19 protein-coding genes are annotated in these 20,981 nt (G+C 64.3%); 10 read left to right on the plus strand and 9 right to left on the minus strand.

The genetic code is table 11. The features are described from left to right. Positions 1-13 precede the first annotated feature (13 nt). Together LG367_RS00790 and fucP are read right to left on the minus strand one after the other, a co-directional pair. Entirely contained in the window at positions 14-400 is a 387-nt protein-coding gene (locus LG367_RS00790; protein ID WP_226467312.1) for an L-rhamnose mutarotase, read from the minus strand. Positions 401-404: 4 nt separating this feature from the next. Beyond that, positions 405-1,718 carry an L-fucose:H+ symporter permease gene (fucP, locus tag LG367_RS00795; protein ID WP_226467313.1) on the minus strand — a complete coding sequence of 438 codons (1,314 nt, stop codon included), beginning with the start codon at positions 1,716-1,718 and terminating at the stop codon, positions 405-407. Positions 1,719-1,909: 191 nt separating this feature from the next. On the opposite strand from fucP, the gene LG367_RS00800 reads away from it, so the two are divergent. The 9 genes from LG367_RS00800 to LG367_RS00840 all read left to right on the plus strand — a co-directional run bounded on the left by LG367_RS00800 (position 1,910) and on the right by LG367_RS00840 (position 10,045). After that, positions 1,910-2,695, plus strand: coding sequence for an IclR family transcriptional regulator (locus LG367_RS00800; protein ID WP_226467314.1), 786 nt, complete (start codon positions 1,910-1,912; stop codon positions 2,693-2,695). A gap of 268 nt (positions 2,696-2,963) precedes the next feature. Beyond that, a complete protein-coding gene (locus LG367_RS00805; protein WP_226467315.1) occupies positions 2,964-3,512 on the plus strand; it encodes a hypothetical protein in 549 nt (182 codons plus the stop codon). Then, complete coding sequence (locus tag LG367_RS00810; protein ID WP_226467316.1) at positions 3,509-3,934, plus strand: hypothetical protein; 426 nt, start codon at positions 3,509-3,511, stop codon at positions 3,932-3,934. The genes LG367_RS00805 and LG367_RS00810 overlap by 4 nt, the downstream gene beginning before the upstream one ends. 407 nt (positions 3,935-4,341) lie before the next feature. Then, entirely contained in the window at positions 4,342-6,375 is a 2,034-nt protein-coding gene (locus LG367_RS00815) for an XVIPCD domain-containing protein (RefSeq protein WP_226467317.1), read from the plus strand. Positions 6,376-6,377: 2 nt separating this feature from the next. Beyond that, positions 6,378-6,719 (plus strand): GIY-YIG nuclease family protein, encoded by a 342-nt coding sequence (locus LG367_RS00820; RefSeq protein ID WP_226467318.1) that lies wholly within the window; start codon positions 6,378-6,380, stop codon positions 6,717-6,719. Positions 6,720-6,915: 196 nt separating this feature from the next. Next, positions 6,916-8,157 (plus strand): S1 family peptidase, encoded by a 1,242-nt coding sequence (locus LG367_RS00825; protein ID WP_226467319.1) that lies wholly within the window; start codon positions 6,916-6,918, stop codon positions 8,155-8,157. A 157-nt stretch (positions 8,158-8,314) separates the two neighbouring features. Next, positions 8,315-8,917, plus strand: a complete 603-nt coding sequence (locus LG367_RS00830; RefSeq protein WP_226467320.1) for a TetR/AcrR family transcriptional regulator — start codon at positions 8,315-8,317, stop codon at positions 8,915-8,917. Further along, positions 8,914-9,786: an alpha/beta hydrolase family protein gene (locus LG367_RS00835; protein ID WP_226467321.1), complete on the plus strand. Its 873-nt coding sequence runs from the start codon at positions 8,914-8,916 to the stop codon at positions 9,784-9,786. Before LG367_RS00830 ends, LG367_RS00835 begins: the two co-directional genes overlap by 4 nt. After that, a complete protein-coding gene (locus tag LG367_RS00840) occupies positions 9,770-10,045 on the plus strand; it encodes a hypothetical protein (RefSeq protein ID WP_226467322.1) in 276 nt (91 codons plus the stop codon). The genes LG367_RS00835 and LG367_RS00840 overlap by 17 nt, the downstream gene beginning before the upstream one ends. Here the strand turns inward: LG367_RS00840 and cobA are convergent. From cobA to LG367_RS00875, 7 genes are all read right to left on the minus strand, one after another. Next, on the minus strand, positions 10,031-10,834 hold the full coding sequence (cobA, locus tag LG367_RS00845) for a uroporphyrinogen-III C-methyltransferase (RefSeq protein WP_226467323.1): 804 nt from the start codon (positions 10,832-10,834) through the stop codon (positions 10,031-10,033). The two genes, LG367_RS00840 and cobA, sit on opposite strands and share 15 nt — an antisense overlap. A gap of 32 nt (positions 10,835-10,866) precedes the next feature. Then, positions 10,867-13,674 carry a nitrate reductase gene (locus LG367_RS00850; RefSeq protein ID WP_226467324.1) on the minus strand — a complete coding sequence of 936 codons (2,808 nt, stop codon included), beginning with the start codon at positions 13,672-13,674 and terminating at the stop codon, positions 10,867-10,869. Then, complete coding sequence (gene nirD, locus LG367_RS00855) at positions 13,674-14,018, minus strand: nitrite reductase small subunit NirD (RefSeq protein WP_226467325.1); 345 nt, start codon at positions 14,016-14,018, stop codon at positions 13,674-13,676. The genes LG367_RS00850 and nirD overlap by 1 nt, the downstream gene beginning before the upstream one ends. A 3-nt stretch (positions 14,019-14,021) precedes the next feature. After that, on the minus strand, positions 14,022-16,478 hold the full coding sequence (gene nirB / locus LG367_RS00860; protein ID WP_226467326.1) for a nitrite reductase large subunit NirB: 2,457 nt from the start codon (positions 16,476-16,478) through the stop codon (positions 14,022-14,024). A 19-nt stretch (positions 16,479-16,497) separates the two neighbouring features. Beyond that, complete coding sequence (locus LG367_RS00865) at positions 16,498-17,667, minus strand: MFS transporter (RefSeq protein WP_226467945.1); 1,170 nt, start codon at positions 17,665-17,667, stop codon at positions 16,498-16,500. A gap of 492 nt (positions 17,668-18,159) precedes the next feature. Then, on the minus strand, positions 18,160-19,242 hold the full coding sequence (locus tag LG367_RS00870; protein WP_226467327.1) for a CmpA/NrtA family ABC transporter substrate-binding protein: 1,083 nt from the start codon (positions 19,240-19,242) through the stop codon (positions 18,160-18,162). Positions 19,243-19,279: 37 nt separating this feature from the next. Next, positions 19,280-19,855 (minus strand): ANTAR domain-containing response regulator, encoded by a 576-nt coding sequence (locus LG367_RS00875; protein ID WP_226467328.1) that lies wholly within the window; start codon positions 19,853-19,855, stop codon positions 19,280-19,282. A gap of 96 nt (positions 19,856-19,951) precedes the next feature. Between LG367_RS00875 and LG367_RS00880 the strand changes: the two genes are divergently transcribed. Next, positions 19,952-20,947, plus strand: coding sequence for an NAD(P)-dependent oxidoreductase (locus LG367_RS00880; protein ID WP_226467329.1), 996 nt, complete (start codon positions 19,952-19,954; stop codon positions 20,945-20,947). Positions 20,948-20,981: the final 34 nt, after the last annotated feature.

Below are 20,981 nucleotides of genomic sequence, written 5' to 3' on the forward strand. Positions count from 1 at the left end.
CGGATATATCGCTCTACGACTCGGCTTGCGCGTGCGCCGCGGTCTCATGCTCGGCGCGGGTCTGGGCCAGCGAGAAGATGCGCCGCATCGCACGCCATTTCTCTCCGGCTGGCGTGCCCGGGATCGGTTTCTGGAACCGCCACATCAGATCTTCCCAGGTGCGCACATGCGGGTTGGCCGCATCGGCTGCGGCCTTCGCCGCCGGGTCGTAGTTCTCGTCGACATCCATGATCAGCACCAGGCGATCGCCGACGCGATGGATTTCCAGATCACGGATACCGGCCGACACGATCGACTCGACGATCTCCGGCCACACGTTCTCGGCCTGATGCCAGCGTTCGTACTCGGCGATCATGGCCGCGTCGTCGTGCAGATCCAGCGCGTAGCAAAGCCGCGGCATGTGTCTAACTCCGGGAAGGGGATGTCCGTGCCGCGACGCTCGCGCCGGCGCGGATCGCGAAGAGGAGGATGACGGCGAAACACAGCGCCGGCACCGAGAATGCCCAATGGATGCCCATGCGGTCCGATACGGCGCCCATCAGCGCGGTGAGGATCGCGCCACCGATGATCGCCATCACGATCAGCGACGAGCCCAGCTTGCGCTCGTCGTCGTTCAAGCCATCCAGGCCCAGCGCGAAGATGGTCGGAAACATCACCGACATGAACAGGCTGCTGGCGACCAGGGCATACAGTCCGATCGCGCCCGGCGCGGCGATGGACAACACGCACAGCAACAGATTGATGATCGCGAACGTGGCGAGCAATCGCGCCGGTGCGAAATACCGCAGCAGGAATGCACCAAGAAATCGCCCGACCATGAACAGCACCAGCGACATCGTGAGATAGCCGGCGGCGGCCTTTTCCGTCGTGCCCGGAACACCGTCCTGCACGTAGCGGATCAGATAGCTCCAGATGCCCACCTGCGCGCCGACATAGAAGAACTGCGCCACCACCGCCAGCACGAAACGCGGCCTGGTCAGCAGTTGCCGAAAATGCGCCGACCCGCTTCCCGCATCGGCAGTGCCACGCAGGGCCGCGGCGGGAAAGCGCGTCAACGCGATCAACAGCGCCCACAGCAGCACGATCGTGCCGATGACGAGATAGGGCGTCTGCACCGCGGCCGATTCGGCGGCGTAGAAGGCCTCGCGCGCCTGCGGCGTCATCGCGGCGATCTCGCCGGCGCTGTGTTCGATGCCCGAGAAGATGAAATGCTGTCCCACCAGCACACCGGTGATCGAACCGAGCGGATTGAAGGCCTGCGCGAGGTTCAAGCGTCGCGCCGCGCCTTCCGCCGGCCCCAACACCGTCACCAGCGGATTGGCTGCTGTCTCCAGGAAAGCCAGACCACTGGCGATGACGAACAACGCGAGCAGGAAGAACCCATAGGTATGCACCGCCGCCGCCGGATAGAACAGATACGCGCCCACTGCGTACAACAATAGTCCCAACAACACCGCCGCCTTGTAGCTGTAGCGGCGCATGAACATGCCGGCGGGAATCGCGAACAGGAAATAGCCGAGATAGAACGCGCTCTGCACCAGCCCGGCCTGGAAATCCGACAACTCGAACGCCTTCTTGAACTGCTTGATCAAGATGTCGTTCAAATTGTTCGCCATGCCCCAGAGGAAAAAGAGGCTGACGATCAGGGCCAGCGGGACCCAGACTGTCCGCGCCAGCGAACCGGGAGCGGCTCGACTTGTTTCGCTGCTGTCGTGCATGCCTCTGCCCCTCCCAAGGCATACGCGCTGCGACTCTCATCAAATGGCGTCGTCGAGCTTAAGGCGCGCGCCGGATCAATGCAAATATAAAAAATATATTCAAATATGAATATAAGCTCGGCTGGCGGGCGCCTGGAGGCGCTTCCGACACGGTCGATGCCTGTACCCTTAATGCAAACAACGCCGATCCCATGACCAAGCCCCCCTCCAAGTACCGCGCCCCCGCCCTGGACAAGGGCCTGGACATCCTGGAACTGCTGGCCCGGGATGCCAGCCCCCGATCGATGGGGGAGATTTCCGAGGGCATCGGCCGCTCCCGCAGCGAGATTTTCCGCATGCTGCAGGTCCTGGAGGAACGCGGCTACCTGGCCAAGTCAGGCGACGGCTACGTGCTGACCAATCGCCTGTTCATGCTCGGCATGCAGCAGCCGCAGGTGCAGAACGTCACCGAGGTGGCCCTGCCGGTGATGCGGCGCCTGGCCGACGAGATCCGCCAGCCCTGTCATCTGGTCGCGCCGTCGGAGGATCAGATCGTCGTCATCGCCCAGATCGACGTCCCCAGCGACCTCGGCCTGGTGGTGCGGCCCGGCCACCGGCGACCGCTCACCCATTCCACCTCCGGCCTGGTGCTGTTCGCCTTTCAGCTGGAGGACGTGCGCGAGCGCTGGCTGAAGATGATCGACGCGAGCGATGTTCCCTACGATCGCGCCGCCTTCCTCGAAGCGGCGCGCAAGGCGCGCGAACAGGGTTACGCGATGCAGCCGAGCGAGGCGGTGGTCGGCGTCGTCGATCTGACCGCGCCGATCATGCAGCACCGGCACGCCACTTACACTCTGACCGTACCTTACATCGAGCGCCGCCCTGAACAAGTCAGCGCGGAGAATGCACTGCATGCCGTGCGCGCCGCCGCGGACGAAATTTCCCACGCGCTCATGTACAGCGCGCCCGCCAGCGCGGCCGCGACGAAACGCAAATAGAGGCGGTGGCCAACGGATGGTTGGGCAGGCGGATCGATTGCGTTCGCGGCTTCCCTGGCGGCCTCTTCATCGTCGTATGGGTTAGGATGAAGCCGACTCTGGCAAGGACAGCTGATGAGCCCTCAAGACCCCACCTTCTTTCAAGGCAATCGCGCCTCGCGGCGTGCTGTTGTTTGCCGGCGCGTCCGACAATTGCGACAACCCCAGTGCCGCACTGAAGACTGCGATCGAATCGCGAAAGACAGATGTTCGAATTAGGGAATAGGAAGTGAGCCAAACATTCGATTGGATTCAGTTTTCCGAGGGACGCGCGCGATTCGCAGGCGGTTACCGCTGCTGGGACGAGGAAGGTCGCGATACGTTCGCTTTAGAACTGCGCGGGAACCAATACTTCGGCGAGATCGATAACGCGTTTCTGGATAACCATAACGACTACAACCTTGTGATTCGCGCTTTCGGCTACGGGCGTGGTGAAGACGTCGGTATGCCAGGCGTTGGAGACGCCGACGTGCTAGGAGTTGGGGTCCGTGGGATTTTCACGCCCGAGGAAGAGGCCATTGCCCGGACCCTGGTGCTCCAACTCGTTCAAGCCGGACTCGAATTCGAAGACCCACCCATTGTCCTGGATCAGACGGACACCTCCCGTTTCATGGGAAAGATAACGTTTCAGGAAGGGTGGATGCTTGTCTGGTCGGATCACATCGACACCAGCGCAATGGCCGATTATTCGACCCAGATTTCTGCACGACCCACGACATTGACCATTCCGCAGTCATGTCGAGGTAACGCGTTGTCCAAATTGGAGAATTACAAGTGAGTCAGACATTCGATTGGATTCAGTTTCCGGAAGGGCGGGCAAGATTTGCAGGCGGCGTTCGTGGGTGGGACGAACTAGGGCATGAGACATTCGCCTTGGAATTGCGAGGAAACGAATACTTCGGTGAGATTAAGCGGTCGTATCTGGATAACCACAACGACTACAACATCGTGATCGATGCCTTCGGTTACGTTTGGGAGATCGAAGTCGGCATGCCAGAAGCAGAGGCTCGTGAGGTTTTCACGCCCGAGGAAGAGGCTACTGCACGAACCCTGGTGGTCCAACTCATCCAGGCCGGCCTCAAATTCGATCGCCCACCCTCCCGGTTGAACCAGACGGAAACTTCTCATTTTATGGGGAAGATCATTTTCCAAGACGGATGGATACTCGTCAGGTCGGATAGCGCCGGAGCAGTGCAATGACTGACTACTCCTCCCAAATCGATCAGATCCGGCAGGCGAAATCCCTGGAGGAAATTCGCGAGATCGCGCGGCAATTCTCGGCCAAGGCGACTGGTGAGGGTGGCGTTCTCTACAGCCGCCCCGTCGGAAACGTGAGCTCCGAGAGGATTGCGCTTGAACTCGCAGAGAAAACTGGGCTTCCGATCATCAACAAGACGCCGCGCGCGGAATTCCTATCAGACGGCAATGTTCGCCTGGCAATAACAGATTCCGCGGAGAAAATATTCCAAACGCAAGGACACACAGCGGAAGCAGCGGAAAAACTGGCCGCCAGCTTTCAGTATGGTGATCCCAAAGCCGCGGTAAACTCTCTTACATCATTGGACGGCTGCCTCTGGGGCGACGCTTCCCGTGAATTCGCAGCCTCCATGCGCGGCGACATCAAGGTCGTCGCCACCGCCGCCAACATGGACCGCGTATTCGGCAAGGTTGAACTGCCGACCATCCTCAATAACCCCGATGTCAAAACATTGGGAGGGCAACCCGTCGCCCATCTGCGCGACATCGCAGCAAAGGACGGCGTGCAGTCGCTGCTGAATCCAGTCCAGTCGCAATTCGTCGAGGCCGCTCCGCGAGGCATCTACAAAGCGCCGGGCATGCTCTCCAACAAGGAAGCTCCCGTCACGCTCTCCAAGGAATTCGCCGGCGCGATGGGCGTCGACGCCAGCAAGTTCACTCCCGCTTCCAACCTGTCGGCATCCGGCACCGTGGTACGCGCCGATATCGGTATGGCGGCTCAAGTCGCGCGGGATGAAGCCGCCGTCGCCGCACGGACAGCAGCGAAAGTGCTGCCTGGTGCCTCCGGACTCGTTGCGCCCAAAGGCACCGGTGCCGTTGCGACCGGCGAATCGACGCTGGCCGCCGAAGCAGGCCGCGGTCTGCGCCCAGGCACGGTCGCCAAGGGCGCGGGCGTGGTCGTCGCCGCCGCTGGCGTCACTTACGACGTCACGACCACCTACCGCGATGCTTCGCGCCTGTACGGACAAGGCAACTCCTTCGGCGCGGAGTCGAAAATCGTCGGCACGGTTTCCCGCAATGTCGGTGTTTTCGGCGGCATGGCGCTGGGTACCGCCGCCGGCGCGGCGGTCACGTCCGAAACCGGGCCGGGCGCGATCATCGGTGGTGCGATTGGTGGTATCGCCGGTGCGATCGGTGGCGACAAATTCGCACAGTGGATCGATCAGCACCGCATCAACAACCAGTCCGACAAGCAGGGCAACACCTGGACCTTCGATCCCAAGCATCCGGATCAAGGCTGGACGCGGCGGGAACTCGATCTGGACGCCATGCGCTACAGCCAAGGGGTGCCGGTCTACAAACCGCAAGCGCTGCATGCGGATCCGGCAGTGGCCGACGAACTCAATTACAAAGCCTCCAATCGCGCCACCGAACTGGCGTTGTCGGCACCGCCCAAGGCACGCGATCCGTACACGCTGCCGAGCGAACAGGACAAGCCGGGCTGGCACGCAAGCAACTGGACACGAGATGCCCAAAACGGCACGTGGAGCCGCGTGCTGACCGATGCCGCGCCCCTGAGCGAATTCCAGCTCATTCCCAAGATGGAGCGCGAACAGGCCACGCCCGCGCAAGCGGCCGAATTCGAACGCCAATCGCAAGCGATCACGGCCAAGAACGCAGCCCAGACCCCGGCGGCGATCGCGACGCATTATCAAACCGCCTACGATCAATACGGCTGGTCGCGCCACGGCAAGGTACCCGAAGCGGTGACGGATGCGATCCGCCATCCCGGCCGTTTGGTCGCCTCGGACGGCGACGCCTACGAGCGCGGCGCCGATGGGCAATGGATAAGTCGCGGAATGATCTGGGACAGCAAGGCCGAGGGCGCGATCAAGCAGGAACTGGATGCGACGTATCGTCAGCAGCAGAAAACGCTCAATCCGGCGCATGCTTCGGTGGACGTCCGGCCTGATACGCCGGCCGCGCAACCGCGCAGCCCCGCCGATCCCGATCATCCTGATCACACGATGCTGGGACAGATCCGCACCGGCGTGCGCAAGATCGATGAAGGCCTCGGCAAGCCCTACGACGAGATGAGCGAGCGTGTCAGCCGCAGCCTGCTCGCGGCTTGCAAGGACAATCGGGAGGCGTATCCCGATGCTGCCGACAAATCGCTGTCGAGCTACGCCTTGAATCGCGTCGATCACGTGATCATGGGCAAGAACGGCAACGTCTTCGCGGTCGAGGGACAGCCGGAAAGCGAATCCCATAAGCGCGCCTTCGTCTCCGCCGAGGAGGCAGTCCGCACGCCGGTCGAACAGTCGGACGCGAAGCTGCTGGCCGCCAATCAAGTCCTCTCCCAGGAGCGGGAACTTGCGCAGCGACAGGAATTGACGCGAAACCAGGACGATCCTTCCAAGTCCGGACCGAAGATGTCGGCATAGCCATGAGCGAAAGCCGCCCCATGACGCTCGTCTACATGCTGGCGCACGCCCGCCGCGAGCCGTTCTACATCGATGTGACGACCAGCATCGGTGCCGCGCATTTGAGATCCAGAGAGATCATCCATCAGCGCACGCTGGCACGGCAGGCCATTCGTGAAGCCGCGATCCTGGTCTGGTACGAGGAATGCGATAGCGAAGCGTCGGCCCGCGCGAGGGCCGACGAGATTCGCGCATGGCCGCATCCCTGGCAGCGACGGCTGATCGATCAAATGAATCCGGATTGGCGGGATCTGGATGCGGTGTGCTCGGGCTTCCCCGATCCGATTCCGAGCATCTCCGAATAAGGCGCCTTAACGATTCATGTTCTAGATGCTCAATGCTCCAGCCGTTTCGAGCGGGATGACGGACCTCTCAGTTTCAGGGTAGGGGGGAACTGTCGAGATGACGTTTGAAGGTTTGGCGCAAGGACGATTCGCGGCTCGACCGCCGGATCCTTGCCCCACCGACAAAAAGACATAACCCCTTGAGGAGGCTAGTGAGATGCAGAGTTCTCTGTCCAAGTACGGCCACTCCCCGCGACGCATGATCCTTGCTCCGCTCGCCACGGCGGTGGTGATGGCCGGCACCGCATTCCAGGCGCTCGCCGCAAGCGATACGGTCGACCCGGCGCTGCGGCAGGCGCTGCAGCGTGATCTCGGCCTGACGGCAAGTCAGGTTTCGCAGTATCTGAAAGTCGAACGCCTCGCCGATCAGCAGCAGAAGGCGCTCGAGAAGCAGCAGGGCCGGAACTTCGCCGGCAGCTGGATCGAACGCAAGGCCGACGGCAGCTTCCAGCTGGTGGTCGGCACCACGTCGGTCGGTAAGCAGAAAGCAGCGGCCGGTGTCGAAATCCGCCAGGCCAAGCACAGCTTCGCGTCGCTGAAGGCATCGAAGGCGCAGCTGGACGATCAGCTCGCCCGTGGCGCCAAGGTGCCCAAGGGTGTTTATGCGTGGTACGTCGATGTTCCCAGCAACACCGTGGTGGTGAGCGTGGGCGTGGGTGCCGAGCAGGCCGGTATCGACTATGTCGCCCGCAGTGGCGCCGATGCCAACGCCGTGCGTTTCGAGACCATGCAAGAAGCGCCGGAACTGCGGCTCGCGGTGCAGGGCGGCAGGGGTTACCTGCGTGATCCCGGCGATGGCTATCTCTATGCCTGCTCCGTCGGCTTCCCCGTCACCCAGGGCAGCACCTTGGGCTTCGCCACCGCCGGCCATTGCGGCACCGCGGGCGAGATCGTCTACAACGAGGCTTCGCAGTGGGTACTGGGCGTGAAGATCGGCTCGTTCGCCGCCGCCAGCTTCCCGGCGCCCGGTGGATCGGGCCCCGACTACGCCTGGGTCAAGGTGGACAACACGCACACGCTGTCGCCGACCGTTTATGGCTATGGCAATGGCGATGTCACGGTGAAGGGCAGCACCGAAGCGGCGGTCGGCGCCGCGCTCTGCCGCTCGGGTCGCACCTCCGGCTGGCACTGCGGCGCGATCGCGGCCAAGAACGTGACCGTGACTTACGTGAGCGGTGAAACCATTCAAAACCTGACGCGGACCACCGCTTGCTCGGAAGGTGGCGACTCGGGCGGTTCCTTCATCACCACTTCGACCGGTCAGGCCCAGGGCGTGCTGTCCGGCGGCAGCGGCAACTGCAAGGGTCGGGCAGGCAAGGACGGCGGCGGCAACAGCTATTTCCAGCCGATCAATCCGATCCTCAATGCCTACAACCTGACGCTGCGCACCGGCACCTGAGCCCGGGTTTCCTGTTCCATCCCCCATCAGAACGCCCCTCTCGCAGGGGCGTTCTTTTTTGTCGGAATCGCTGACCATTCGCTTCCCGCGACCAGGGCACAGTCCTTCGCGACTCGCATGCCTTGCCAATAGACCGACCGGTCTATAGAGTGGTCGCGTGCGCGACGACAATCTCACCAATACCCGCGACCGCCTCATCTCCGCCATGGCCGACGCCCTGCAACGGCGGGGCTTCCACGGCGTGGGGGTGAACGACATCCTCACCGAGGCCCAGGCGCCCAAGGGCGTGCTGTACCACCACTTTCCGGGCGGCAAGACGGAACTGGCGGTTGCGGCCATCGGGAGCGCCGTCACCAGGATGCAGACAGGATTGGCGCGCCTGACCGAAACGCGGACAGGACTCGTCGAAATCCTCGAAACCTGGTTCAGCGCCGCGCAAAAGCAATTGGAACAAAGCGGCTTCGAACGAGGATGCCCGCTGGCCACGGTGTCCCTGGAATCGACATCCGAGGATCTGGTGCTCCGCGAAGCGCTGACTTCGGCGTTCGGCGAAATCCGTGGCCAGCTCGCGGCGCTGCTGATGGATGCCGGCGTCGCCGCGCCGCGCGCGCAGCAACTGTCGGCACTGATCGTCTCCGCCTACGAAGGCGCGCTCATTCAGGCGCGCGTGTCCGGCAACGCGACGCCGATGCGCGACACCACCGCCATGCTGCTCGCACTGGTGCGCTCGGAACTCGCCTCGAAGGAAGGTTCCACATGAACTCCCCACAAACCGCCGAACCGATGACGCTGACCTCGGCCGACGGTTATCGGCTCGCGGCACTTCGGTACGACCCGCCACACGCTTCGCGCGGGCACTTGATCGTCGCTGGCGCCACCGGGACGCCACAGAAATTTTATCGCCGCTTCGCCGAATATGCCGCCGCACAGGGCTTCACCGTGCTCACGTTCGATTACCGCGGTATCGGCCTGTCCAAACCCAAGACGCTCAAAGGATTCCAGGCGTCCTACACCGATTGGGGACGGCTCGATCTGGCCGCCGCTGTTGATGCGATGAGCGATGGCAACACGCTGTTGTACATGGTGGGCCACTCTTTCGGAGGACACGCATTCGGCTTGTTGCCCAATCACGCACGCGTGGAACGGTTCTACGTGTACGGCGTCGGCGCGGGATGGCATGGCTGGATGCCCACGCTCGAAGGGCTGCGTGTGCGATTCGCGTGGAAGATCCTCCTGCCGCTGCTGACGCGATGGAAAGGCTACATGCCATCGCAGCTGCTGGGCATGGGCGAGAACCTGCCGATGGGCGTGTACCGGCAGTGGCGGCGCTGGTGCGAGTTCCCGCACTACTTCTTCGACGATCCGGATGCTGCCGAACTGACGTACCAGTTTCCTCGCGTGCATACGCCCATCGTCGCCGCCAACGCGCTCGACGATGCATGGGCGCCACCACGCTCGCGCGATGCCTTCATGCAGGGCTATCGCAGTGCGCCGGTGGAAACGGTCGATCTCGATCCGCGCGACGGCCTGGGCACGATTGGTCATTTCGGCTATTTCCGTCCGCAGGCGCAATCGCTCTGGGACGAAACGCTGGCCTGGTTCCTGCGACCTGATGCACGCGCTGCCTGACGAGAGCGCTCTGCCGGATCGCCGTCGCCTGTTCTGGCTGCTCGTCGCCAACGTGATGGCGAGCATCCTGCACTACGGCGACAACGTGATGTTCTTCCACGAGTATCCGGAGCCGCCGTGGATCAACACGCGCATCATCGATGGTTTCTCGCCTCGCATCCACGCCTTCATCCTGCTTGAAGCGGTGCTGGCGGTCGCGCTGATCCGATACGTCGCCGTCATCCAGATCGAGCACGCATCCGGTTCAAGAATGCGATAGCGAAGCGGTCGCGAATTCCTGCTCCACCGGAAGCGAGGGAAGCGCGGATGGAATGCATGCCTCGGCCAGCGCGGCGCCGATCAGGATCACACCGGGGCTGCCCAGACGCGATTCGCTTGCCTTGTCGAGCAACTGTCCCAGCGTCGTCAGCAACCGGTCTTCATTCGACAGGCTGGCCGATTGCACGATCGCGGCCGGCGTATGCGCCGGCAGGTGGCGCAACAGCGATGTCGTCAGCGACTGCAATCGCGTCATGCCCATGTAGATCACCAGCGTGGTGCCGGTGGCCGACAACGCGGCCCAATCCGGTTCGCCGTGATCCTGCGTGTGCGCCGTCACGAAGGTGACGCCGTGGCAATGATCGCGATGCGTCAGCGACATCCCGAGGCTCGCCGCCGCAGCGAACCCGGCGCTGACGCCGTTGATGATCTCCACCTCGATGCCGGCCTGCCGCAGGAAGTGGATCTCTTCGCCGGCGCGGCCGAACAGCAACGCGTCACCGCCCTTCACCCGCACCACGCGAACGCCTTGCGACGCATAGCGCCGCATCAGGCGACAGATAAAGGCCTGTGGCGTCGAACGACAGCCGCCACGCTTGCCGACACGGATGATGCGTGCTTGTGGCGCCAGTTCCACGATGCCGGGATGCACCAGATCGTCCAGCAGCAGTACCTCGGCCGCCGCCAGGGCTTTGGCGGCCTTGAGGGTCAGCAGTTCCGGATCGCCCGGACCTGCCGACAGGAGGACGACCGAGCTTTTCGCACGGGAAGAAGAACGAGCGTTGTGCATGGAAACCTCTTCGTCGGTTGTCATCGATCACCTCACGCTCGCTGCGGTTGCCGGCACAGCTGCGCCAGCTGCGGCAGACAGGAGCCGCAGACGGTGCCGCAGCCCAGACGTCGTTGAAGCTCCTGCACACCAGCGCCCTGCGCGACTTGCGCACGGATCGCCGATTCACCGATCTGCATGCAGTTGCACACCAGGGCATCGCGTGGAGTGCCTTCGCCCGACTGCGCGAACACGGCCAGCCGCGAGCCGTGCCATGGACGCCCGGAGAGCGCGCGTTCCAGCAACACCTCGCCATTGAGTGGTTGCGTGTCGGTCAACAGCAGGCCGTCGAGATGGCTCTCGCCCGCGCCACCGCGCCAGATCACGCGCTTGAGCAGGCCACGCTGCGCATCGCGATATTCGACGGCGTCGGCGCCGGACAGCAGCGTCATTGCCTGCGTCAATGCATCCAGCCAATCGGACGGCGGGGCTTCCGTGCAGGCCGCGCGCAACGTCAGCCAGGCGACATCGTTCGCGGCACCGGGCTCCGTCGCGAAACTGATCTCGGCGAAACCGCGCGCCTTCAACAACGGTTGCACCGCCGCCTGCAACGCCAGCACGTCACCGCGCCGCGCCGCCAGCAGATGCCAGCCGAATTCGGCTTTCTCCACGCGAACGGCGGCATGCTTCAGCTCCGGCTGCTGCGAGCGCGCGTCCACCGCCGACTGGGTGAGTTCGTTGATGCCGCCGCTGGACAGGAACTGTCCGCTCCAGTGCATGGCGGCAAACACCGTGCCAGAACCGGCCTCGTCGGAAAGTTGCAGCGGGAGCACCACCTGACCGCGCCTTCCGATCACGCGAACCAGTTCGCCATTGACCAGTCCGCGCCGCGCAGCATCTTGCGGATGCATGCGCAACTCCGGCCGCGCGCTGTGCGCGAACAGACCCGGCACGCGGCCGGTGCGCGACATGCCGTGCCACTGATCGCGCAAGCGGCCGGTGAGAAGGCGCAACGGGTAATGCGCCGAAGTGGCTTCCGCGACGGGCCGGTAGGGCGTTGCATGGAAGCGGGCGCGACCATCGGCCGTCGCGAAGATCCCGTCCGTGTAGCGTCGCGCTTGTCCGTGATCGGCGTTTGCCGGAAACGGCCATTGCTGCGGTCCATCCGCATCCAATCGCGCGTAATCGAGACCCCCGATGTCCAGATCACGGCCGACGGTGAGGCGTCGATGTTCGTCGAAGATCGCAGCCGGCGCGTCGAAAGCGAACAACGGCGCGACACCCGACGGCCCCAGACGCGCTTCCAGACGGCGCGCGACTTCGTTGCCGATCCACCAATCGGGTTTCGCCTGCCCCGGCGCGGACACGGCCGCGCGCACGCGCGAGATGCGCCGCTCGGAATTGGTGACGGTGCCTTCCTTCTCACCCCAGGTGGTCGCGGGCAGCAACACGTCCGCATACGGCACCGTGTCGGTGTTGTGGAATGCTTCCTGCACGATCACCAGTTCGGCGCGCTGCAAGGCTTCGCGCACATGCCCGATGTCGGGCAGCGAATGCACGGGATTGGTACAGGCGATCCAGACGGCCTTGACCTTGCCGCTGCGCAAGGCCTCGAACAAGGCGACTGCCGGCAGGCCGGGTTTCGGCGACAGGGTGTGCGCGGGCAGTCCCCACAGACGCTCCACGTCCGCACGATCTTCCGCGGATTCGATCTCGCGATGCGCGGCGAGCATCGTCGCCATGCCGCCCACCTCGCGTCCGCCCATCGCGTTGGGTTGTCCGGTCAGCGAGAACGGCCCCGCGCCGGGCTTGCCGATCTGTCCGGTCGCCAGATGCAGATGGATCAAGGCGAGGTTCTTGTCGGTGCCGTGTGCGGATTGATTCAAGCCCATGCAATACAGCGACAGCGTCGCCGGGCTGCGGCCGAACCATTCCGCGGCCTGGATCAGGTCGGCGACGTCGATGCCGCACAGTTCCGCTGCCATGCGCGGCGTGTAGTCGCGCAGCAGCGATTTGAGTTCGTCGAACCCCGAGGTGTGGCGCGTGACGAAGTCGCGATCGATCAGGTCTTCCCAGATCAGGTGATGCAGCATGCCGTTGAACAGCGCCACATCGGTGCCGGGCTGGATCGCCAGATGCAGATCGGCCATCGCCGCCGTGTCGGTGCGGCGCGGATCGACCACGATCCAGCGGATATTCGAATCCTGCCTGCGCGCATCCTCGAGCCGGCGTAGCAGCACCGGGTGCGCGTAGGCCATGTTGCTGCCGGCGAACAGCACGGTCTTCGCCAGTTCGAGATCCTCGTAGCAAGTCGGCGGGCCATCCGCGCCGAGCGCGAGTTTGTAGCCGGCCACCGCGCTCGACATGCACAGGCGCGAATTGGTGTCGACGTTGTTGGTGCCGAGCAGCCCCTTGGCGAGCTTGTTGAAGACGTAGTAGTCCTCGGTGAGCAATTGTCCGGAGAGATAGAACGCCACCGCGTCCGGGCCGTGCTGATGAACGATGTCGACCAGACGATCCGCGACCGTGTCCAGCGCCACCGCCCAATCGACACGGCGGCGCGGCTCATGACGCAGCGCGCGCAACTCCGGCGCCAGCACGCGCCCCTGCATGCTTCGCGCGGTTTCCGCCAGCATGCGGCCTTTCGTGCATAGGCGGCCGTGATTGGCAGGATGCTCCGGATCGCCCTCGACACCGACGATGCGGCTGCCGGCCGTAGCATGCTCGGAACCGACGTGCTCGGAACCGACGCGCTCGGCATCGACGTGCTCGACATCGATCAGCACGCCGCAACCCACGCCGCAGTAGCAGCAAGTGGAGCGGGTACGTGTGCGGCGCGTCGGCGACACGGAGCCGTCCATCAGCCGTCACCCTCCAGCGCGATCCAGACCTCACCGTTCTCCACGCGCACGTCGAAGCGGTGCGCGCAGCCCACGTCCGGCGCGCAGGCTTCGCCGCTGGCGAGCGCAATGTTCCAGCCGTGCAGCGGGCAAGTCACCGTGTCGCCCGCGACGATGCCTTGCGACAGCGGCCCACCCTTGTGCGGACAGCGGTCGCGCAGCGCGAACACGCGATCGTCGGTGGTGCGGAACAGCGCGATGTCGTCGGCGCCCTCGCGCTTGAGCACGCGCGCGCCAAGCACCGGAACATCGTCGAGTCCGCAGACACGCAACCAGGTGATGGGGCGTTCCATGACGGCAGCCATGCCTCAGCTCTCCGCTTCGGCCAGCTGCGCCGGAATGCGCAGCGGCTCGTACTCGCGCGGACGACGCTCCTGCCGCACGCGCGCTTCCCATGGATCGGGCAGGCCTTCCAGCGCGTACAGCAAGCGCTCGTACAACGCCTTGCGATTGGCCGCATCGTCGACGACGCGCTGGCGGATGTACTCCATGCCGACGCGATCGATGTAATGCACGGTGCGATCCAGGTAATAGGCCTCCTCGCGATACAACTGCAGGAAGGCGCCGGTGGTTTCGCGCACCTCTTCGCCGGTTTTCACCTTCGTCAGGAACTTGGCGACCTCGGTCTTGATGCCGCCGTTGCCGCCGATGTGGATTTCCCAGCCGGAATCGACGGCGATGATGCCGACGTCCTTGATGCCGGATTCGGCGCAGTTGCGCGGACAACCGGAGACGGCGAGCTTCACCTTGTGCGGACTCCACATGTTGGCGAGCATGGTTTCCAGCTCGATGCCCATCTGCGTGCTGTTCTGCGTGCCGAAACGGCAGAACTCGCTGCCGACACAGGTCTTCACCGTGCGGATCGACTTGCCGTAGGCGTGTCCGGATTTCATGCCGAGATCGCGCCAGACGTCGACCAGATCCTCCTTCTTCACACCCAGCAGATCGATGCGCTGACCGCCGGTGATCTTCACCATCGGCACCGCGTACTTGTCGGCGACGTCGGCGATGCGGCGCAGTTCGCCGGAATTGGTCACGCCGCCCTTGATCTGTGGCACCACCGAGAAGGTGCCGTCCTTCTGGATGTTGGCGTGGGCGCGTTCGTTGATGAAGCGCGACTGCGGGTCGTCCACCGCCTCGCGCGGCCAGGTCGAGATCAGGTAGTAGTTGATCGCGGGGCGGCAGGTCGCGCAGCCGTTGGGCGTGCGCCACTCCATGAAGTCGTAGACCTGCCGGTGCGAGACGAGATGGTGCTCGCGGATCGCCTTGCGCAGGTCCGCGTGCGTGTGCGAGGTGCATCCGCACACGGCCTTGGTCTTGGGCGTCTCCTGGAAATTCGAGCCGAGACAGTTCATCAGGATCTGTTCCACCAGCCCGGTGCATGAGCCGCAGGAGCTCGAGGCCTTGGTCTGCTTCTTCACCTCGTCGATGGTGAACAGGCCTTGTTCGTTGATCGCCTTGACGATCACGCCCTTGCATACACCGTTGCAACCGCATACCTCGTCGGCATCGGCCATCGACGCGGCGCGGTTCTGACCGGCAGTGCCGGCATCGCCGATCGCCTTTTCGCCGAACATCAACCGGTCGCGCAGGCCTTCGATGCGGCCACCATCCTTCAGCAGCTTGAAGTACCAGCCGCCGTCACCGGTATCACCGTAGAGGCAGGCGCCAACGAGCTTGTCCTCCTTGATCACCAGTTTCTTGTAGACACCGCCGGCCGGATCGGACAGCACGATCTCCTCGCTGCCGTCGCCGCCCATGAAATCGCCGGCGGAGAATAGATCGATCCCGGTCACCTTGAGCTTGGTGGAGGACACCGAACCGCCATAGATGCCGATGCCGTAATGCGCGAGGTGATTCGCGCAGACCTTGGCCTGCTCGAACAACGGCGCGACCAGGCCATAGGTGACGCCGCGATGGGTGGCGCATTCGCCGACGGCGTACACGCGTGGGTCATAGGTCTGCAGCGAATCGTTGACCACGATGCCGCGGTTGCAATGAATGCCCGATGCCTGCGCCAGCTGCGCGTTGGGACGGATGCCGATCGCCATCACGACCAGATCGGCCGGCGCCTCGCTGCCGTCGGAGAATTTCACCGCGCGCACTTCGCCGTTCTCGTTACCGAGCAGTTCGGTCGTCGAGGTATTGAGGCGGAATTTCAGGCCGCGCTCGGACAGCGATTTTTCCAGCAGCTGGCCAGCGGCGGGATCGAGCTGGCGCTCCAGCAGCCAGCCGGCCAGATGCACGACGGTCACGTCCATGCCGCGCTGCTTCAAGCCGTTGGCCGCTTCCAGTCCAAGCAAACCGCCGCCGATCACCACAGCGTGTTTCTTCACCTTGGCCGCGTCGATCATGGCGCGGGTGTCGTGGATGTTGCGGTAGCTGATGACGCCTTGCAGTTCCTTGCCTGGGATCGGCAACACGATCGGCAGCGAGCCGGTCGCCAGCAACAGGCGGTCGTATTCGGCCTCGGTGCCGTCGGCGGCGATGACGCGCCGGCGCACGCGATCGATCCGCTCCACTTCCTTGCCCAGATGCAGTTCGATGCCGTTCTCCGCGTACCAGGCCGTCGGATTGAGCACGATGTCGTCGAAGTTCTGCTCGCCCGCCAGCACCGGCGACAGCAGGATGCGGTTGTAGTTCGGATACGGCTCCGCGCCGAACACGGTGATGTCGTACATGTCCGGCACCAGCTTCAGCAGCTCTTCCAGCGTGCGCATGCCCGCCATGCCGTTGCCGATCACCACGAGTCTTGGCTTCTTCATCGGTGCGCCTCTCTCGAACTCAAACGCGCGCGGCGCTGAGCGCCGCCCATTGGTTGCGCCATTGCTGGCTCACGCCCGACAGCAGTCCCCATGCAAGCAGCGCGCAACCGGCGAACGCCCACAAGCCGATCGCATAACTGCCGGTGTGCTGCTTGAGCACGCCGAGTCCGGCGGCGAGCAGAAATCCGCCGATGCCGCCGGCCATGCCGATCAGTCCCGTCATCAAACCGATCTCGGGACCGAAGCGCTGCGGCACCAGTTGGAACACCGCGCCATTGCCCGCGCCCAGACACAACAACGTGACGACGAACAGCGCCACCGTCATCACGGCGCCACCCACGCCGAAGCCGGCGGCGGCGACCAGCGCGGCGACCGACAGATACACCGCGAGCAAGGTGCGAGTACCGCCGATGCGATCCGCGATCACGCCGCCCAGCGGCCGCATCGCCGAGCCGGCCAGCACGCAGGCGGCCGTGGCCCAGCCCGCGGCCTTCGGCCCGAAGCCGAACTGATCATGGAAATAACCCGGCAACGCGCTGGCGAAACCGGAAAAGCCGCCGAAGGTGATCGCGTAGAAAAACATGAACCACCACGAATCGCGATTGCCCACCAATACCCGGCCGTAATCGCTCAGGCGTTTGCGCGCGACCGGCGCCGGCGCGTCCTTCGCGCAGACGGAGAACACGATCAGTACCAGCAACAGCGGGAGGCAAGCCAAGCCGAACACGGCTTCGTAACCGAACGCCGCTGCCAATGCCGGCGCGAACAACGCGGCCAGCACGGTGCCGGAGTTGCCGGCGCCGGCAATGCCGAGCGCGGTGCCTTGATGCTCGGGCGGATACCAGCGCGAAGCCAGCGGCAACGCCACCGAGAACGAAGCGCCCGCCACGCCCAGCAGCAAACCGAGCAGCAACACCTGCGCGAAGGAATGCACACCGGCCCACCACGCCGTCAGCAAGGCGAGGATGACCACGCCTTGCGCGAGCAACCCGGCGCGCTTGGCGCCGATGCGATCGGCCAGCATGCCCAGGAACAAGCGCAGCACCGCGCCGCACAGGATCGGCACGGCCACCATCAGCGCGCGTTGCTGCGTGTCCAGATGCAATGCTTCGGCGATCTGCACCTGCAGAGGGCCGAGCAGATACCACACCGCGAAACTCAGATCGAAGTACAGGAAAGCCGCCAACAACGTAGGCGTGTGTCCGGCCTGCCAGAAGGATTTGCTTGCAGCGGGGCTTCCAAGAGCGGTGTTCACGGCGCGATCTCCGAGGGGACCACCGCGCGATGCCATGTGTCGGCAAACGTGGCGGAAGGGAGGAGGAAACGAAAAACGGCGCCCTCCGGTCCTGTTCGCACCGGAAAAGACGCCGTTGTCTTGGCGAACCGGACCGCCGTTGGCCCGTTCGTCGGAGTCGCTCATCGCGGATGCGTGGATGCACCCGTCAAGTGTTCAAGCAATCATCGTGCCAAATGGACTTGCCGGTGTCGCGCGAATGGATTCCTTCACAAATTCATGACGTTATACGCGGCGCGGATGGATTGGCGACCAAGACGCTTCGCCGAGAATTCGTGGATTGCACCAAGCGAGAGCGGTCTCGCTCCATTGTGGTGCATCGCACCATGCGCGTTTTGTTCCTCATCCCGACGAAAGCCGGGATGACGCGCATGTGGTTGGACGCTCTCAGGGCGAATGATCGAACAGCAGATTGGCGCGGGTATCGCTGTGCGGAACCGCCACGCCGAGCCGTTGCGCCGCCTCGCGATAAGTGTCGATGCGATGCACGTTGCCGATCAGCGTCGCATCGGCATCGTCCGTTGCCGGCGGCAGCCATCCCCAGCGACGGAACTGGCCGAGGAACCAGTGCCCATCCGACAACCAGGGGAAATTCGCCTGTCCGTCGGCATGGAAGCGTAGTCGCGTGTCGTCGTCACCGCTTGCGGCTGCAAGCAGCAAACAGGATTCGATGTCCTGCACGGGCAGGCCGATCACATCGGTCTCCGCCAGCCACTGCGCCGCTTCGCGTCGATGCTCCGCCTCGGCATCGAGCCAGCGACAGGCTTCCAGCACGGTCGTGGTCAGCGCGGCGGCCACTTCCGGCTGCAAGGCGGCGAATTCGCGGCGGCACGCCAGTACCTTTTCCGGATGACCAGGCCAGATCTGGCCGCTGCGGATCACGCGGCGGCCCGCGCCCCGAACTTCGGCACGCGCCGACCAAGGCTCGCCCGCGCAGAAACCATCGAGTTCCCCACTGGCGAGCGCGTCGGGCATCTGCGTCGGCGACAACGCCACGACGCTGATCTCGCGCATCGGATCGATGCCCTGCGCCGCCAGCCAGTAGTACAGCCACATCGCATGCGTGCCCGTGGGGAAGGTCTGCGCGAATACGGGCGGCCGGCCCAGCGACGCGAGGACATCGTGCAATGACTGGCCCTGTTCGAGCGCGAGCGCCAACGCCGTCGACAGCGTGATCGCCTGGCCGTTCTGGTTGAGCGTGAGCAGAATCGCCAGATCGGCCTGCAAACCACCGATGCCGGTTTCCACGCCGTACACCAGGCCGGCCAGGGCATGCGCGGCATCGAGTTCGCCCGAGAGCAGTTTGTCGCGCACCGCCGCCCACGAGGCCTGGCGATGCAGATGCAGACGCAGGCCATGCTTGCGATCCAGTCCGAGACGCACCGCCGCCACCAAGGGCGCGCAATCGATCAAAGGCATGTAGCCCAGGCGCAGATGCCGGTAAGTGCGAAGAGTGCGAGTGGTCGTCATGCGGCTCTTATCCATCCGGTTTTCATCCATCCGGTCCTCATCCCAGCAGGTCGGCCATCGCGATGATCTGGCGCGCGACATCCGCCAGCTTCGAGCCGTGCTTCATCGCCTGCTGGCGCAAGGCGGCATAGGCTTCGGCTTCACTCATCCCGCGTTTTTCCATCAGCAATCCTTTCGCGCGATCGATCAGCTTGCGGTCGTGCAGCTGCTGCTGCACTTCGTCCAGCCGCTTGCGCATGTGCGATTGCTGCTCGAAGCGCGCCAGCGCCACCTGGATGATCGGCGCAAGACGCGTCGGTGCCAGTCCGTCGACAACGTAAGCGGTGACACCCGCGCCAACGGCGGCACGGATCAATTGCTCGTCGCCATCGCCCGAGAACACCACGACCGGGCGCGGCGCGTGGTGGTGCAACAACGCGAGCTGCTCCAGCGTGTCACGCGAAGGGGAATCGACATCGACGATGACCACGTCCGGCTGCTGCGACTCCACCGCCTTGAGCAGAGCGCCGACCGCGACGACTTCCTCCAGCACTTCATGGCCGGCGGCCAGCAGCGCGCCGCGCAGCTCGCCGATCGGCTTTTCGGTATCGTTGACCAGCAGGATGCGTGGCATACCGGTCGCAGCACTCAGTTGGGAGTTGTTGACTCGTCGTCGGCCCCATGTTGCCATGCAGCAATTCCAGCTGCGAGCCCTCTTTCAGGAATTGGCATGCCGCTCTTTCCGCTGTTCGCCAATCTTCGCGGCCGTCAGGTGCTGGTCGTGGGCGGCGGCGAGGTGGCCGTGCGCAAGATCGAGGCGCTGCTGCGCGCGGGCGCGCGGGTGCGCGTGCACGCGAAGGCGCTCGACGCAGTCCTGAAGGACTGGCTGGCGCAAGGCGTGGTCGCGGAAGGCACGCTGTCCCGGCTGGATGGCGATTTCGATCCCGAATGGCTGGACGGCGCCTGGCTGCTGGTGGCCGCCACCGACGATCACGCTTTCAATGCGCGTCTCGCCGAGGAGGCGAACAGGCGCGGACTCTGGGCCAACATCGTCGATGACGCCGAACTCTCCAGCGTGCAGATCCCGGCCGTCGTCGATCGCGATCCGCTACAGGTGGCGATTTCCTCCGGCGGCGCGGCGCCGATGCTGGCCCGGCGTTTGCGCGAGCGGTTGGAGACCGATCTGGATCATTCGCTCGGCGATTTCGCCGCGCTGTTCGCGCGGCATCGTGAGGCGATCCGCCGAAGATTTCCGGCGCTGCCGCAACGCAGGCGTTGGTTCGACCATGTCATCGATGGTTCCGTGCCCCTCCTGTTGCGCGATGGACGGCACGAGGCGGCTGAACATGCCTTCCTGGATGCGCTGGAAAGCGACCAGCATGTCGACGCCACAGGTAGCGTTGCATTGATTGGCGCCGGCGATGGCGATCCCGGATCGCTGACGCTAAGAGCATTGCGCGTCATGAACCAGGCCGACGTGCTGGTTTTCGATCCCGATGTCAGCCCCGCCGTCGTCGAGCTGGCGCGTCGCGATGCCAGCCGGCTCGCGGCAGCGCCGGATCGCGATACGACAACGGAATTGCTGATCCGCCATGCCGGCGCCGGATCGCGCGTGGTCTACATCAAGCCCGGCGATGCGTTCCGCACCGTGCCGGATGACGGCTTTGCTTCCGCGTTGGAGAAACACGGCATCGTTTGCGAAGTGATTCCCGGCGTTCGCGCATGAACGCGCGGGTCGCATCATCGTGACGCGACCCGCG

It is taken from the genome of Luteimonas panaciterrae (assembly GCF_020511115.1).
Classification (GTDB): Bacteria; Pseudomonadota; Gammaproteobacteria; order Xanthomonadales; family Xanthomonadaceae; genus Luteimonas; species Luteimonas panaciterrae.

Coding starts and splice junctions, on each gene's coding strand:
- LG367_RS00875 (WP_226467328.1), bottom strand. CDS start 19,855: ATGCCACGCATCCTGCTGGTCAACGATACCGAAAAGCCGATCGGCGAG.
- LG367_RS00820 (WP_226467318.1), top strand. CDS start 6,378: ATGAGCGAAAGCCGCCCCATGACGCTCGTCTACATGCTGGCGCACGCC.
- LG367_RS00850 (WP_226467324.1), bottom strand. CDS start 13,674: ATGGACGGCTCCGTGTCGCCGACGCGCCGCACACGTACCCGCTCCACT.
- fucP (WP_226467313.1), bottom strand. CDS start 1,718: ATGCACGACAGCAGCGAAACAAGTCGAGCCGCTCCCGGTTCGCTGGCG.
- cobA (WP_226467323.1), bottom strand. CDS start 10,834: ATGCACAACGCTCGTTCTTCTTCCCGTGCGAAAAGCTCGGTCGTCCTC.
- LG367_RS00840 (WP_226467322.1), top strand. CDS start 9,770: ATGCACGCGCTGCCTGACGAGAGCGCTCTGCCGGATCGCCGTCGCCTG.
- LG367_RS00790 (WP_226467312.1), bottom strand. CDS start 400: ATGCCGCGGCTTTGCTACGCGCTGGATCTGCACGACGACGCGGCCATG.
- LG367_RS00880 (WP_226467329.1), top strand. CDS start 19,952: ATGCCGCTCTTTCCGCTGTTCGCCAATCTTCGCGGCCGTCAGGTGCTG.
- nirB (WP_226467326.1), bottom strand. CDS start 16,478: ATGAAGAAGCCAAGACTCGTGGTGATCGGCAACGGCATGGCGGGCATG.
- LG367_RS00815 (WP_226467317.1), top strand. CDS start 4,342: ATGCGCGGCGACATCAAGGTCGTCGCCACCGCCGCCAACATGGACCGC.
- LG367_RS00870 (WP_226467327.1), bottom strand. CDS start 19,242: ATGACGACCACTCGCACTCTTCGCACTTACCGGCATCTGCGCCTGGGC.
- LG367_RS00800 (WP_226467314.1), top strand. CDS start 1,910: ATGACCAAGCCCCCCTCCAAGTACCGCGCCCCCGCCCTGGACAAGGGC.
- LG367_RS00825 (WP_226467319.1), top strand. CDS start 6,916: ATGCAGAGTTCTCTGTCCAAGTACGGCCACTCCCCGCGACGCATGATC.
- LG367_RS00835 (WP_226467321.1), top strand. CDS start 8,914: ATGAACTCCCCACAAACCGCCGAACCGATGACGCTGACCTCGGCCGAC.
- nirD (WP_226467325.1), bottom strand. CDS start 14,018: ATGGCTGCCGTCATGGAACGCCCCATCACCTGGTTGCGTGTCTGCGGA.